The following is a 12,456-nucleotide window of genomic DNA, read 5'->3' on the forward strand; positions in this document are numbered from 1 at the left end:
CATGGTTCTGAACACCGGAGTCCCCAGCGTGCCGCAACACCGTCCCGATCTTCCCTCCGACCTCTTGCCCCTGGCCCAGATGCCCTGGTTCAAGCGCCTGGCCGCGCGTTTATTCGGCCACGGCCTGACACGCTTGCGCGCCCAACACCGGGCGTCCTGGCTGCACGGTCAGGCCGATGGCTTTCGAAGCGGCCACACCGCCGGGTTTGACTATGGTTTCAGCGAAGGCAAGGCCGAGGGGTTGGAAGAGGGTCGCCAGGTCCTGTTGATCCGGGATTCGCGAAGCACTGAACATCCCGCTCCCCAAGTCGATGACCTGCTGTTCGATGACTGGCGCTTCCCCCTGACGGCCGAGCTGAAAAAACGCATGAAGGCTGACGTTGCCCGGTTGTTGCCGGCGCAGGCGCAACCCAGCAGCGCCCAATGGAAAATGATCTTCAGCGATACGCCGGCGACGTCGGTCGTTGCGGGCGCGGGCGCGGGCAAGTCCACCACCTTGGTGCTGCGCATCGTGCTGCTCTCACAGTACCTGGGCTTCGAGCTGGGCTCGATGACCGTGGTGACATTTACCCGGGAGTCGCGCAAGGATTTCATCGAGAAGCTCATCTCGGTCTTTGCGCTTTGGGGGCGGGCGATCGGGTTGAAGGAGGCGCGCGAACTGGTGCGCACCTTCCATTCTCGTATCCTGCCCATGGTCCGCAGTTTGCCGGGATTCGAGCGGCTCCAGGCGTTCGAGACCCTGAGCCATCGAACCGGGCCTGATGATGAGGACGGCCAAGGCAATCCGTTCGATCTGCGCATCAACGATGCCCAGCGCCAGCAGCTCAACGCCTGCTACCACGGGCTTTACCAGCGTGACGAGCGGTTCCGTGAGCTGATGATGGCACTTTCCCGTCACGCCTTGCGGCTCAAGGAACTGGAGCGCGACCACCCGGATGTGCAAAAGCGCATCGCTGTGACCGAGCTGGCGGCCCAGCGCGACGAAGCGTTGTGCGATGCGATCGAAGACCTCTGGTTTCGCGCGGGCGCCTGGCCGATCAAAGGGGTTGAGCCCAAGCGCGAAACGTTTGAGATCAATGGGTCGAGGTTTCATTGCCACGGCTACATACCGACCCTCGATGCCTGGGTGATGCTAGGGTTCGATCCGCGAGAAAATACTCAACTGAGTCGGCCCGGCGCCAAGCTCAGCCTGCGCGCCGAATGGGCAGTTAAGCGAACCCTGTTTCAAGCTTTCTGCCGTAAGCCGTTGATTTGGCTCGAAAGCTATGAAGAGGCCAGGCGGGTCCTCGCCTCGCTGGCGGGCAACGCCACGGCGGGCCCCGGCTTTGATTACAAGATAAAGGGCGAGTTGGCTTCGGCACCGTTGCTGGATTGTTTCGTTTCGGCGGCGGGCTTCATCGAAAACCTCGGCCTGGATGTCCCGGACGCCGTGGGCAGGCTGTGTTTCTCCAAGGACGACCCGGATCGGTATTTTTTCGAAGCGCTGAGCCGTTTCTGGCGGGCTTTCGAAGACCATTTGCTCGACCAGTCCCCTCCGGTCATGACCTACAACCGGATGTTCTCGCTGTACAGCGAGCATTCGCCGGAGAACTTCAAGCTGCTCGATGACGCGCTGCTGAGGTCGATGTCACATTTGATGATCGATGAGTTCCAGGACGTTTCGCCACAGATCGTCTCCTGGCTGCGGGCGACCCTAAGTGAGGTGCGCAAGCGCGGGCCCGCCATGCATGTGGGGCGGGGCGCCCAGCGGTCATCGTTGCTGTGCGTGGGTGACGACTGGCAGTCGATCTACGGGTGGCGTGGCAGTTCGCCGAGTTTTTTCGTGGGATTCAACAAGCAATTTCCATCACCGGCGAATACGCGGGTCATGCTCACCGAGAATTACCGCAGCCACCAATACATCATCGACGCGGCCGAACATATCGTCGGTACGACGCCTTCCATTCCCGGCAAAAAAGCCAAGGCCAGTGGAGAGCCTCGTTCGCCGAGCCCCGTCAATGTGCTGGAGCGGGACGACGAAGGCTTGGCGAGGCGGCTCGGCGAGCACTACCGCAACGGCGATTCGATCTTGATGTTGTATCGAAAAAGCAGCGATAAGCTATTGATACAAAAGTATATTGAGCCCACAGTTAATGTGGATTCTAGCTTGCCGTATTCTCAAAGGCGCCTCAGGCAGATGACCTACCATAGCGCCAAGGGTCTCCAGGCGGATGCGGTGTTCTTGATAGGCGACTGCCAACATTTGACCCGTTCGCCCTACAAGAACCAGGTGTATCGAATGGCTGGGTTGGGCCAGGAAGGCGACGCCGAACCTTACGACTCGGCGCAGCGCGATGAGATCCTGCGCTTGGCGTATGTGGGCATTACACGGGCGGTGCAGCATTGCTACTGGTATGTGGATGGTCAGGACAGCCAGGCGGCTAACGCACCGAAGGCCTCGGACCGGGTCGGGGTAGGCAAACCGTTTTTCGCTGATCACCGCCGTGCGCGCGGCTGAGCTGCCTTGGCAAAACTCTTAACGACAAAAAAGCCCACATGAAAATGTGGGCTTTTTTCGTCACGAGGCGAATCGTCGCAAACCAACCGGGGGGACGAAGGCTTCTAGCTCGGCTTCCACCGCTTCGATAATTCGCTCGACGTCGGGGGCGTTCATCACGGTCGCGCAGGGAATGCCTGCAATCGCGATCATGGTTTCGCCGCTCGCGCGGTCAAATAACCGGGCAACCATACTGCCCGGGGCGTCCATGCTGGCTTCGAAGCCCATGGGATGGAAGTGCCAGCGCATCAACTGGCAGGCGTTGGGGAACGTTACCTTGCTGAAAGATCCTTTATTCATCTGTAGCCCGCCTTCTTCATCAAGCGCTTCCTTTTGCTCATGTCAGGAAGGAAGAGCCATCTTGGCTCTACCAGTGAGTACTAAAAATAGCATTTGAAAATGAACGGCACGTGGATTTTTTCAGTCCGTTTGGCGATTGGTTCAGTTTTTTTGATCTGCGTCATGACCTAACGCTAAATGTTCAGAACGCCATCACCGTTTGCTGGTGCGCTCCGCGCCTTGCTTCAACCGCTCTGGCACGCGGGTTGCGGCGCTTATCAACCACGCCAGGGCGGTCAGGGCCAGGCCGGCGGCAAACGTGAGATGCATGCCGTTCGTTACGTCTTCCGGACTTGCGACAGAGATACCGTTGGTCGGCAAAACCGCGGCAAAAACCGCACCGAGCACTGACGCGCCAGAAAGGAAGCCAAGATTGCGCGATAAATTGAGCAGGCCGGCAACCACGCCACGCTTGTCATCGGGGACCGGCGCCATCACCGCCGCGTTGTTCGCGGGTTGAAACAGCGCGTAGCCAAGGGTAGTCACCGCAATGGCAAGAACATAGCCCGCAATGCCCTGCGCGGGGGGAATCCGCGACAAGAGCAGGGTGCCGAGGACCATCGTCGGCAGCCCGGCTAGCCGCATTGGGCGTACCCCGAACCGATCAGCCAGGCGTCCGGCGGGCACACCGGCGAGCGCGGCCACGCAGGGGCCCGCCGCCAGTACCAGGCCGACGATTGCCGGAGGCAGACCGAGGGTGATGGACAAGTAGAACGGACCGACCAGCAAAGTCGCCATCATGACCGCCGCGACCAATGCGCTGGTCGCCAGGCCTGACACCAAAGGACGGTCGCGGAACATTGCCAGGGGAATCAGTGGCGAGTCGAGCCTACGTTGCACCTGGACGAACAGCCCGCCGCTGATAACCGCTACCAGTAACAGCCCGCTGTTCAGCCAGCCGAAGCTTGTGCGTCCGACGGTCATCGCCAAGGTATAGGCGCCCAGCCCGGTGGCGAGCAACAGCGTGCCCAGGCCGTCGAAGCGCAAGCGCCCGATGGCAATCGGCCTGGGCACGACAGGCAGGAATCGCCAAGCCAACAGCAGCGTCAGCAGGCCCAGGGGCAGGTTGATCAAGAACAGTGCGTGCCAGCCAAACCCTGTGATCAGCAGGCCGCCCAGGGACGGGCCCAAGGCGGTGCCCACCGCCGACAGCGTGGCAAGCAGCCCCATGGCGCTGCCAGTCCTGCTCTTTTCCACCGTTTCGCCGACCAGGGCCAGCGTCAGGGTCATCATGATCGCCGCCCCCAGGCCTTGCAGGGCCCGGGCCGCGACCAACCACCAGAGCGACGGCGCCAGGGCGCACAGCGCCGACGCAAGGGTAAACAGCGCAATGCCTGCCAGCAGCAGCTTGCGCCGGCCCAGCAAGTCGCCGAGCCTGCCCACGCTCACGATCAGCGTGGTAATCGCGAGCAGGTAGGCCAGCACGACCCATTGGACTTGCGCGAACGAGGCCTGGAACGCCTCGGCGAGCACCGGCAAGCCGACGGTGGCTACGCTGGCACCCAGTGACGCCAGCAGTGTCGAGAGTGCGAGGCTGGTCAGGGCCCAGCGCACCGGGGTACCCGGCGAGTGAGCCGCTGTCGTTGGCAAGCTTTGTTCTGCATTGGCTGGCTTCATCATGTCTCCGTTGTTTGCAACCTGCTGTTACAACGGTACGTCGAGGCTTAACATGGCGGAAGACGCATGAGTTGCAGGTTATAGCTGCATGTGACGCCATCTAACCCAGCCAAAGGCCCGCCAATGTCTGCAATCGACCTGAATCTACTCGTCACCCTGGATGCGTTGTTGTCCGAAGGCAGCGTGGCCGGTGCGGCCCGGCGGCTGGGGCTAAGTGCCTCGGCCATGAGCCGAGCGTTGGCGCGGTTGCGGCAGGCGACGGGGGACCCGTTGCTGGTCCGGGCGGGGCGCGGCCTGGTTCCAACGCCCCGGGCCATGGAACTGCGCGAGCAAGTCAGCCAGTTGGTGCACGGCGCCCAGGCCGCCTTGCGTCCGGTGCAGGCTCCGGACTTGCGCCGTATCAACCGGACATTTACGTTGCGCACCCGCCAAGGATTCGTGGAGAACTTCGCGATCGACCTGATCGCATACCTAAGCGAGCACGCCCCAGGAATACGGTTGCGTTTTGTCGAGAAGACCGACCGGGACGGCACGGCGCTGCGCGAGGGCAGCGTGGACCTGGAGACCGCCGTCGTCGATGAGGACACGCGCCCGGAACTGCGCACCCAGGCGTTGTTCGTCGACCGCATCATAGGCGTGGTGCGTGCGGGGCATCCGCTGAGTCGGGCCGAGGTGGATGTAGCCGGTTACGCGGCCGGCAGGCATGTCGGCGTTTCCCTGCGCGGAATCGAGCATGGCCCGATCGATGAGGCCTTGGGGGCGTTGAATCTATCCCGCGACATCGTGACTTGCGTCCCGGGTTTTTCCACTGCCCTGGGGCTCGCGCGGTCCAGCGATTTGATTGCCAGCGTGCCGGAGCGCTACACCACGCGCCTGCGCCACGGCATGCACAGCTTCGCGCTGCCAGTCCCGATTCCTGAATTCACTGTCGCAATGCTCTGGCATCCGCGAATGGATGCTGACCCCGTGCACCGTTGGTTGAGGGGCTGTCTGCGGGAAATATGTTCGGGGAAAAAGCCGATATAGCGAAGCCAGCGAGGCTAGGGCCATGGACTGGCGAGGGTCGGTCCGCTACAGGTGGACAGACCGGCCGGCCCTCCAAGGGAAGGGCCCGGGATCCGTTCAGTCTTCCTTGCGAATCGTGGCGACTTCATCGGCACGAACCCGGACTTTCTTGCCTGAAATGTCTTCGAATTCGTAGAAGCCATCCGCCGTGCGGGTATTGGGGGTGTCCTCGGTCAAGTATTGGGTACCGTTCTGCAACGTCACCACGGTTGGTGATGCACAGCCGGCCAGCGCCAGGAATGCCACGGTGACCCAGGGCAGGCCCAGAAACCTGATGTTCATATCCATAACCTCTATGCATAGGGGTGAAGCCCAGCTGATTCGACCGGGCCATCACTGAGTTAACCGCCATTGGTCCCGCTTGTTGTAGGAAAGTTCATCGCCGCTTGAAGGTTTTCCCCTTTAAATATAGGAGACCGCTCATCTTTTGCAGTTGCCTGGGCTGCGACTAGCTGTTATCTGTACGCATAACCAGTACTTCAAGCACCGTGGCGCTATTTTCCGTGACAGCCAACCCCCTCGACGATCCCTTTTACTACCTGAACAATTTCCAGCGGGTGCTCGCCTGGCTGGCGCAACGCTACGCCGATGTACTCAGCGTCGAGGAGCAACGTTTCATCGAAGATTTCGCCGCACTGCCGCGTGCCGCCCAAGGCCTGCTGGTGCGGATGGTGATGCGCAAGGGGCGGCACTTTCGCCACGGCAAATTGCATTACCCCGAGATCGGCGACATCGGCACGGCGGTGCAACCCCTGATCGCCTTGGGCTGGGTGGTGGAAGACGCTGAGCTGAGCCTGGAAGAATTGTTCGAAGTGCTGCTCAAGCCTGAAATCCTGCTCTGCCTCGGCCATGGGATCGAGCAGCCCAAGGCAAAGAAGGCTGACTGGCTATTGGCGTTGAGCGAGGGGTTCAGCCAACCCCAGCCATTTCGCGCCTGGTGCCCTCAGCTCGAGGATCGGTTGTTCAGTCTGACCGTCATGGCGCTGTGCGACCGCTTGCGTCTGATGTTCTTCGGCAATCTCTACCAGGATTGGTCGGAGTTCGTGCTGGCGGATCTGGGTATTTTTACCTACGAGGCCGTTGAGTTCAGTGTCGAGTCCCGGGGGCTGCGCAGCCGGCAGGACATCGATGCCTGTCTTTTCCTGCATGAATGCCAGCAGTGCTTCGAAGCCGGCGAAGCGCTTGAGGCGATCGTCGCCCGGATCAATACCCTGGAATTGGATAATCCTTGGCTGGAGCGGCGTCGGGGCAAGCTGTTGTTCCAGATCGGCCAGCACGCGGAACGTATCGGCGACTTTGCCACGGCCCTGTGCATCTATCGCGATTGCACCTATCCCGGCGCGCGGTTGCGCATGATCCGGGTGCTTGAACGCGTCGGTGAATATGCCTCGGCCCTTGACCTGGGCGAAGCCGCGGCGAAGTCGCCGCAAAGCGCCGCCGAACAACAAGCCCTGTTGCGGATCGTGCCGCGGCTGCGGCGCAAACTCGGCGGGCCACCCGTGCCGCGCCCGATGGCCCGTAGCGTCGAGCGGCTGGATTTGCACTTGCCCCGGGTCGATCCGGCATTGTCGGTGGAATATTGCGTCCAGGCCCATTTGCATGACGACGCCGCGCCGGTGCACTACGTCGAGAACAGCTTGGTCAATTCCCTGTTCGGCCTGCTGTGCTGGCCGGCGATTTTCGCGCCGTTGCCAGGGTCGTTCTTCCACCCGTTCCAGCGCGGCCCGGTGGACCTGCTCAACGAGGACTTTCACGACCGTCGCGCCGAGCTGTTCGCGGCGTGCTTCGCCGAGCTGGATGACGGGCGCTACCGTGAAACCATCCGCCGTCGTTATTCAGAAAAATGTGGCGTGCAATCACCTTTCGTGTTCTGGGGGGCGCTGTCCGAAGCGCTGTTGGACCAGGCGCTCGACTGTCTGCCGGCAGAGCACCTCAAGCACTGGTTCAGTCGTTTGCTATTGGACATCAAGGCCAACCGCGCGGGCATGCCGGACCTGATCCAGTTCTGGCCGCAGCACAAGACCTACCGCATGATCGAAGTCAAAGGCCCTGGCGATCGCCTGCAGGACAACCAGCTGCGATGGCTGGACTTCTGCCATGAGCACCGTATGCCGGTGGCTGTCTGTTACGTGCAATGGGCGGAGCAGGGCGCATGACCGAGGCACCGGGCTACAGCATCGCCGTGCGGGCATTGTGTGAATTCACCGCCAAGGTCGGCGACCTCGATTTGCGCTTTACTCCGTCACCCACCGCGCTGGAAGGGATTGTCGGCCACCGGACAGTTGCATCACGGCGCAGCGAGGGCTACCAGGCCGAGGTCAGCCTGGAAGGCACCTACCAGAGCCTGAAGGTCAAGGGGCGGGCCGATGGCTACGATCCTGCGACCAACCGCCTCGAAGAAGTGAAGACCTACCGCGGCGACCTCAGCAAGCAACCGGACAACCATCGGCAGCTGCACTGGGCCCAGGCGAAGATCTACGCCTGGCTGATGTGCCAGAAATTGGAGCTGCCGCGCATTGACGTTGCCTTGGTGTATTTCGACATCGTCAGCGAGAAGGAAACCTGCCTGGACCAGCGTTTCGAAGCGTCGCAACTCCAGACGTTTTTCGAGCAGCAATGCGCACGGTTCCTGGCCTGGGCAGAGCAGGAAATGCGCCATCGCCAGGCACGCAACCAGGGCGCACAGGCCCTGCTTTTTCCCCACGCGACCTTCAGGCCGGGGCAGCGCCACCTGGCCGAGTCGGTTTTCAAGGCCGTCAGCACCGGTCGTTGCCTGATGGCCCAGGCGCCCACTGGCATCGGCAAGACGGTTGGCACCTTGTTCCCCATGCTCAAGGCCTTGGCGCCGCAGCGCCTGGACAAGGTGTTTTTTCTCACGGCGAAAACCCCGGGACGCAAACTGGCATTGGACGCCGCCCGGCTGCTCACCATCAGCACGACCGCGATGCCGCTGCGGGTGCTGGAAATGATCGCCCGGGACAAGGCTTGTGAACATCCGGATAAAGCCTGCCATGGCGAATCCTGCCCGCTGGCCCGTGGATTCTATGACCGCCTGCCCCAGGCCCGGGCAGCGGCGAGCCAGGTAACGCTCCTCGATCAAGCCGCATTGCGTGACATCGCCCTGCAACACGAGGTCTGCCCGTATTACCTGAGCCAGGAAATGGCCCGCTGGGCCGACGTGGTGGTGGCAGACTACAACTATTATTTCGATTTCAGCGCCTTGCTTTTCGGCCTTGCCCAGGCCAATGGCTGGGCGGTCGCGACCCTGGTGGACGAAGCCCACAACCTGGTGGAGCGAGGGCGGCAGATGTACAGCGCGACCCTGGATCAGGCCACCTTGTCGGCGGTGCTCAAAACCGCGCCCGAGCCCCTGAAGAAACCCCTGCAAAAGCTCAATCGCCAGTGGAATGCCTTGCACACACCACAGGTAGCGGCTTACCAGGCTTATGGCCGCCCCCCGGAAAAGCTGCTCCTTGCGCTGGGGTCCTGCGCCACGGCCATGGGCGATTACCTCAACGACCACCCCCAAGGCCTGGACAGCGGCCTGCAGGCCTTCTATTTCGACATCTTGCAGTTCGGGCGCGTGGCGGAGTCGTTCGACGAGCACTTCCTGTTCGATATCCATAAGCGCGAAACCGGTCGCCAGCGCAGCCTGTCCACGCTGTGCCTGCGCAACGTGGTCCCGGCCGGTTTCCTGCGGCCCCGGTTCACGGCGTCACGCAGCAGCGTGCTGTTCTCCGCGACCCTGAGTCCACGGCGCTACTACGCTGACTTGCTGGGTACGCCGGCGGACACGGTATCGATCGACGTTGAGTCACCGTTCCAGGCCCAACAATTGGACGTACAGGTGGTCAGTCGCATTTCCACCCGGTTCGCCCGTCGCCAGGCTTCCCTTGAGCCGATCGTCGAGTTGATGGGCCGCCAGTTCGATGAGCGCCCTGGCAACTACCTGGCGTTCTTCAGCAGTTTCGATTATTTACAGCAGGTGGCCGGGCTGTTCGCCGAGCGATATCCGCACGTCGAGACCTGGGCGCAATCGCGCGGCATGGGCGAGGCCCCACGACAGGCGTTTATCGAGCGATTCACGGAGCAGGGCCAGGGCATCGGCTTCGCCGTGCTGGGCGGGGCGTTCGGGGAAGGCATCGACCTGCCGGGCTCGCGTCTGATCGGCGCCTTCGTCGCCACCTTGGGACTGGCGCAGTTCAACCCGGTCAATGAACAGATCAAGCAGCGAATGGCGGCGATCTTCGGCGATGGATACGACTACACCTATTTGTACCCCGGCCTGCAGAAGGTCGTGCAAGCGGCTGGGCGCGTCATCCGTACCCAGCAGGATCGCGGGGTGGTGATGCTGATCGACGATCGCTTCGGCGAGGCCAAGGTGCAGCAGTTGCTGCCACGGTGGTGGTCAATCAATCCTGAGCATCCCAAGGCACCTGCGGGAGCGAGCTTGATCGCGATGGCGCCTGCATATCCTGCCTCTTCTTAGGCGGATGCACCGCTGTCACAAGCCCAACAGCCTATAGCCCCACGAAAATCAGGTTTTTCCCGGCGGGTCAGTTGTTCCATACTCCACCCAAATTCCCTTGGATGCCTCGGCCACATGCTTGAGAAGAACCCAAAGACCGCCCGTATCGATGAAGATCAGCGCTTTAGACTGTTGATCGATGCGGTGGTGGACTATGCCATCTACATGACCGATCCGTCGGGCATTATCATCAGTTGGAACTCCGGTGCCCGGCGCTTCAAAGGTTATGAAGAATCGGAAATCCTGGGCCAGCATTTTTCCCGTTTCTACACCGACCAGGACCGCGCCGCCGGCCTGCCGCAGCGGGCGCTGGACACCGCCGTGCGCGAAGGACGCTTCGAAGGCGAAGGCTGGCGAGTGCGAAAGGATGGCACGCTGTTCTGGTCCCACGTGGTGATCGACCCGATCATCGACGCCCAGAGCGGCGAGCTGCTCGGTTTCGCCAAGATCACCCGTGACCTGACCGATCGCAAGATGGCCGAGGAAACCCTCAAGCAAAGCGAACAGCAATTTCGCCTGCTGGTGCAAAGCGTCACCGACTATGCCATCTACATGCTCGATCCGGATGGACAAGTCACCAACTGGAACCAGGGTGCCCAGCGCATCAAGGGCTATCTGCCGGCTCAAGCCATCGGCCAGCATTTTTCCATGTTCTACACCCCTGAAGACCGCGAAGCCGGGGAGCCGCAGCGCGCTCTGAGCATCGCCGCCACGGAGGGGCGTTTCGAAAAGAAGGGCTGGCGCGTGCGCAGGGATGGCACGCGATTCATGGCCCACGTGGTTATCGATGCGATTCGCAGCGATACCGGTACGTTGCTGGGGTTTGCCAAGATCACCCGGGACATCACCGATGCCACCCAAGCGCAGCAGGCCCTTGAACAGGCTCGCGAGGCGTTGTTCCAATCCCAGAAATTGCAAGCCATCGGCCAGCTCACCGGCGGCATCGCCCATGATTTCAACAATCTGCTGACGGTGATCCTTGGCAACCTGGAGATCGTGCGCAAGCGTATGCCCAGCGAGCCGAAGCTGACCCAATTGCTGGACAACGCCACCCAGGGCGCGCTGCGCGGCGTGTCGCTGACCCAGCGCATGCTCGCGTTTGCCCGGCGGCAGAAACTCAGCGCCGAACCGGTCGAATTGTCGGCGCTGGTGGACGGCATCAGCGGTTTGCTGCAAAGCTCCATGGGCCCTTCGATACACATCCAGACCCAGTTTGACGAGGCGTTGTCGCCGGTGCTGGCCGACGTCAACCAACTGGAACTGGCGATCCTCAACCTGGCGACGAATGCCCGGGACGCGATGCCCCAGGGCGGCCGGATCTTGATCCAGGCACAGGAGCGACAGGGGAGCGATGCTCCGACGGCAAGCAAGCCGCTGGCGACCGGACGCTACATCTGCCTGACCATCAGCGATGAAGGCGAGGGCATGGACGAGGAGACGCTGGCTTCGGCGGTGGATCCTTTTTTCACCACCAAGGGCGTCGGCAAAGGCACTGGCCTGGGTCTGTCCATGGTGCATGGCCTGGCCGAGCAGCTGGGCGGCCGGCTGATTCTCAAGAGCGAGAAAGGCGTCGGCACCAGTGCCGAGCTGTGGTTGCCAGTGGCCGACGATTCGGTCAGGGACAAGCCTCCCGCCACCGAGATACCAACGCAACACGTCCAGAAACTGACGGTGCTGGTGGTGGACGATGACAGCCTGGTGCTGACCAGCACCCGTTTGCTGATCGAAGACTTGGGGCATCGGGTCCTCTGCGCGTTGTCTGGCGCCCAAGCGCTGGAGCTGTTCGAGCGCAATGAAGGGATCGACCTGGTGATCACTGACATGGCCATGCCCCAGATGGATGGCGCGCAGCTGGCCAGATTGCTGCGCGAGCGCCAACCGACCCTGCCGGTTATCCTCGCCACTGGTTACGCCGAGCGCCTGGAAGGGTTTGCAACGCAATTGCCGCGTTTGACCAAGCCATTCAAGCAGATCGACCTGGTGCAGATCATCGGGCAGACGATGGGTTAAACCGCCAAGTCGTCATGTGCGATCGCTGTGGCGAGGGGATCAAACCCCTCGCCACGATCAGATGGTGTGTCATTGGGTATTTTTCTTGAAGCCCCGCAGGTTCATCGCGCACAGACAGAACTGCAAGACAATCAGCGCGTAGGCATCCGTGTGCAAGCCCCAGATGACCCACAGGATATTGCTGAGAATAAAACAACTGAAGCCCGCCACTCGCCGACGGGGCTGGCGCGATCCGATCAACCATGCCGCCAGTACCGTGACCGCCATTGCTGGCCATTGCACCCATCCAAGATAATCCACGCTTTTTTCCTCTTGCCTTCAATCCTTTAAAGACCCCGGCGGTGCAGCAGCGTTTCGTTGA

9 protein-coding genes are annotated in these 12,456 nt (G+C 61.7%); 5 read left to right on the plus strand and 4 right to left on the minus strand.

Annotation, left to right across the window (positions count from 1 at the left end; translation table 11 throughout):
* Window positions 1-28: 28 nt before the first annotated feature.
* Window positions 29-2,497, plus strand: a complete 2,469-nt coding sequence (locus M1D68_RS12195; protein ID WP_434564007.1) for a UvrD-helicase domain-containing protein — start codon at window positions 29-31, stop codon at window positions 2,495-2,497.
* Between the two features lie 60 nt (window positions 2,498-2,557).
* Here M1D68_RS12195 and M1D68_RS12200 read toward each other — a convergent pair whose 3' ends face one another.
* Together M1D68_RS12200 and M1D68_RS12205 are read right to left on the minus strand one after the other, a co-directional pair.
* The gene (locus M1D68_RS12200) at window positions 2,558-2,836 is read right to left on the minus strand and encodes a DUF1652 domain-containing protein (RefSeq protein WP_003201764.1); all 279 of its coding nucleotides are present in this window, start codon (window positions 2,834-2,836) and stop codon (window positions 2,558-2,560) included.
* A gap of 192 nt (window positions 2,837-3,028) precedes the next feature.
* Window positions 3,029-4,492, minus strand: coding sequence for an MFS transporter (locus tag M1D68_RS12205; RefSeq protein ID WP_457970539.1), 1,464 nt, complete (start codon window positions 4,490-4,492; stop codon window positions 3,029-3,031).
* A 123-nt stretch (window positions 4,493-4,615) separates the two neighbouring features.
* On the opposite strand from M1D68_RS12205, the gene M1D68_RS12210 reads away from it, so the two are divergent.
* Window positions 4,616-5,518, plus strand: a complete 903-nt coding sequence (locus M1D68_RS12210; RefSeq protein ID WP_434674869.1) for a LysR family transcriptional regulator — start codon at window positions 4,616-4,618, stop codon at window positions 5,516-5,518.
* Between the two features lie 96 nt (window positions 5,519-5,614).
* Here M1D68_RS12210 and M1D68_RS12215 read toward each other — a convergent pair whose 3' ends face one another.
* Window positions 5,615-5,839, minus strand: coding sequence for a YgdI/YgdR family lipoprotein (locus tag M1D68_RS12215; protein WP_457970541.1), 225 nt, complete (start codon window positions 5,837-5,839; stop codon window positions 5,615-5,617).
* 221 nt (window positions 5,840-6,060) lie between these two features.
* On the opposite strand from M1D68_RS12215, the gene M1D68_RS12220 reads away from it, so the two are divergent.
* From M1D68_RS12220 to M1D68_RS12230, 3 genes are all read left to right on the plus strand, one after another.
* Window positions 6,061-7,713, plus strand: coding sequence for a VRR-NUC domain-containing protein (locus M1D68_RS12220; protein ID WP_457970543.1), 1,653 nt, complete (start codon window positions 6,061-6,063; stop codon window positions 7,711-7,713).
* Window positions 7,710-10,046: an ATP-dependent DNA helicase gene (locus M1D68_RS12225; RefSeq protein ID WP_457970545.1), complete on the plus strand. Its 2,337-nt coding sequence runs from the start codon at window positions 7,710-7,712 to the stop codon at window positions 10,044-10,046. The genes M1D68_RS12220 and M1D68_RS12225 overlap by 4 nt, the downstream gene beginning before the upstream one ends.
* Window positions 10,047-10,160: 114 nt before the next feature.
* A complete protein-coding gene (locus M1D68_RS12230) occupies window positions 10,161-12,095 on the plus strand; it encodes a hybrid sensor histidine kinase/response regulator (protein WP_434564013.1) in 1,935 nt (644 codons plus the stop codon).
* 69 nt (window positions 12,096-12,164) lie between these two features.
* Here M1D68_RS12230 and M1D68_RS12235 read toward each other — a convergent pair whose 3' ends face one another.
* Window positions 12,165-12,395, minus strand: a complete 231-nt coding sequence (locus M1D68_RS12235; RefSeq protein ID WP_457970547.1) for a hypothetical protein — start codon at window positions 12,393-12,395, stop codon at window positions 12,165-12,167.
* Window positions 12,396-12,456: the final 61 nt, after the last annotated feature.

It is taken from the genome of Pseudomonas sp. R4-84 (assembly GCF_054130985.1).

Coding starts and splice junctions, on each gene's coding strand:
- M1D68_RS12200 (WP_003201764.1), bottom strand. CDS start 2,836: ATGAATAAAGGATCTTTCAGCAAGGTAACGTTCCCCAACGCCTGCCAG.
- M1D68_RS12205 (WP_457970539.1), bottom strand. CDS start 4,492: ATGAAGCCAGCCAATGCAGAACAAAGCTTGCCAACGACAGCGGCTCAC.
- M1D68_RS12210 (WP_434674869.1), top strand. CDS start 4,616: ATGTCTGCAATCGACCTGAATCTACTCGTCACCCTGGATGCGTTGTTG.
- M1D68_RS12215 (WP_457970541.1), bottom strand. CDS start 5,839: ATGAACATCAGGTTTCTGGGCCTGCCCTGGGTCACCGTGGCATTCCTG.
- M1D68_RS12225 (WP_457970545.1), top strand. CDS start 7,710: ATGACCGAGGCACCGGGCTACAGCATCGCCGTGCGGGCATTGTGTGAA.
- M1D68_RS12230 (WP_434564013.1), top strand. CDS start 10,161: ATGCTTGAGAAGAACCCAAAGACCGCCCGTATCGATGAAGATCAGCGC.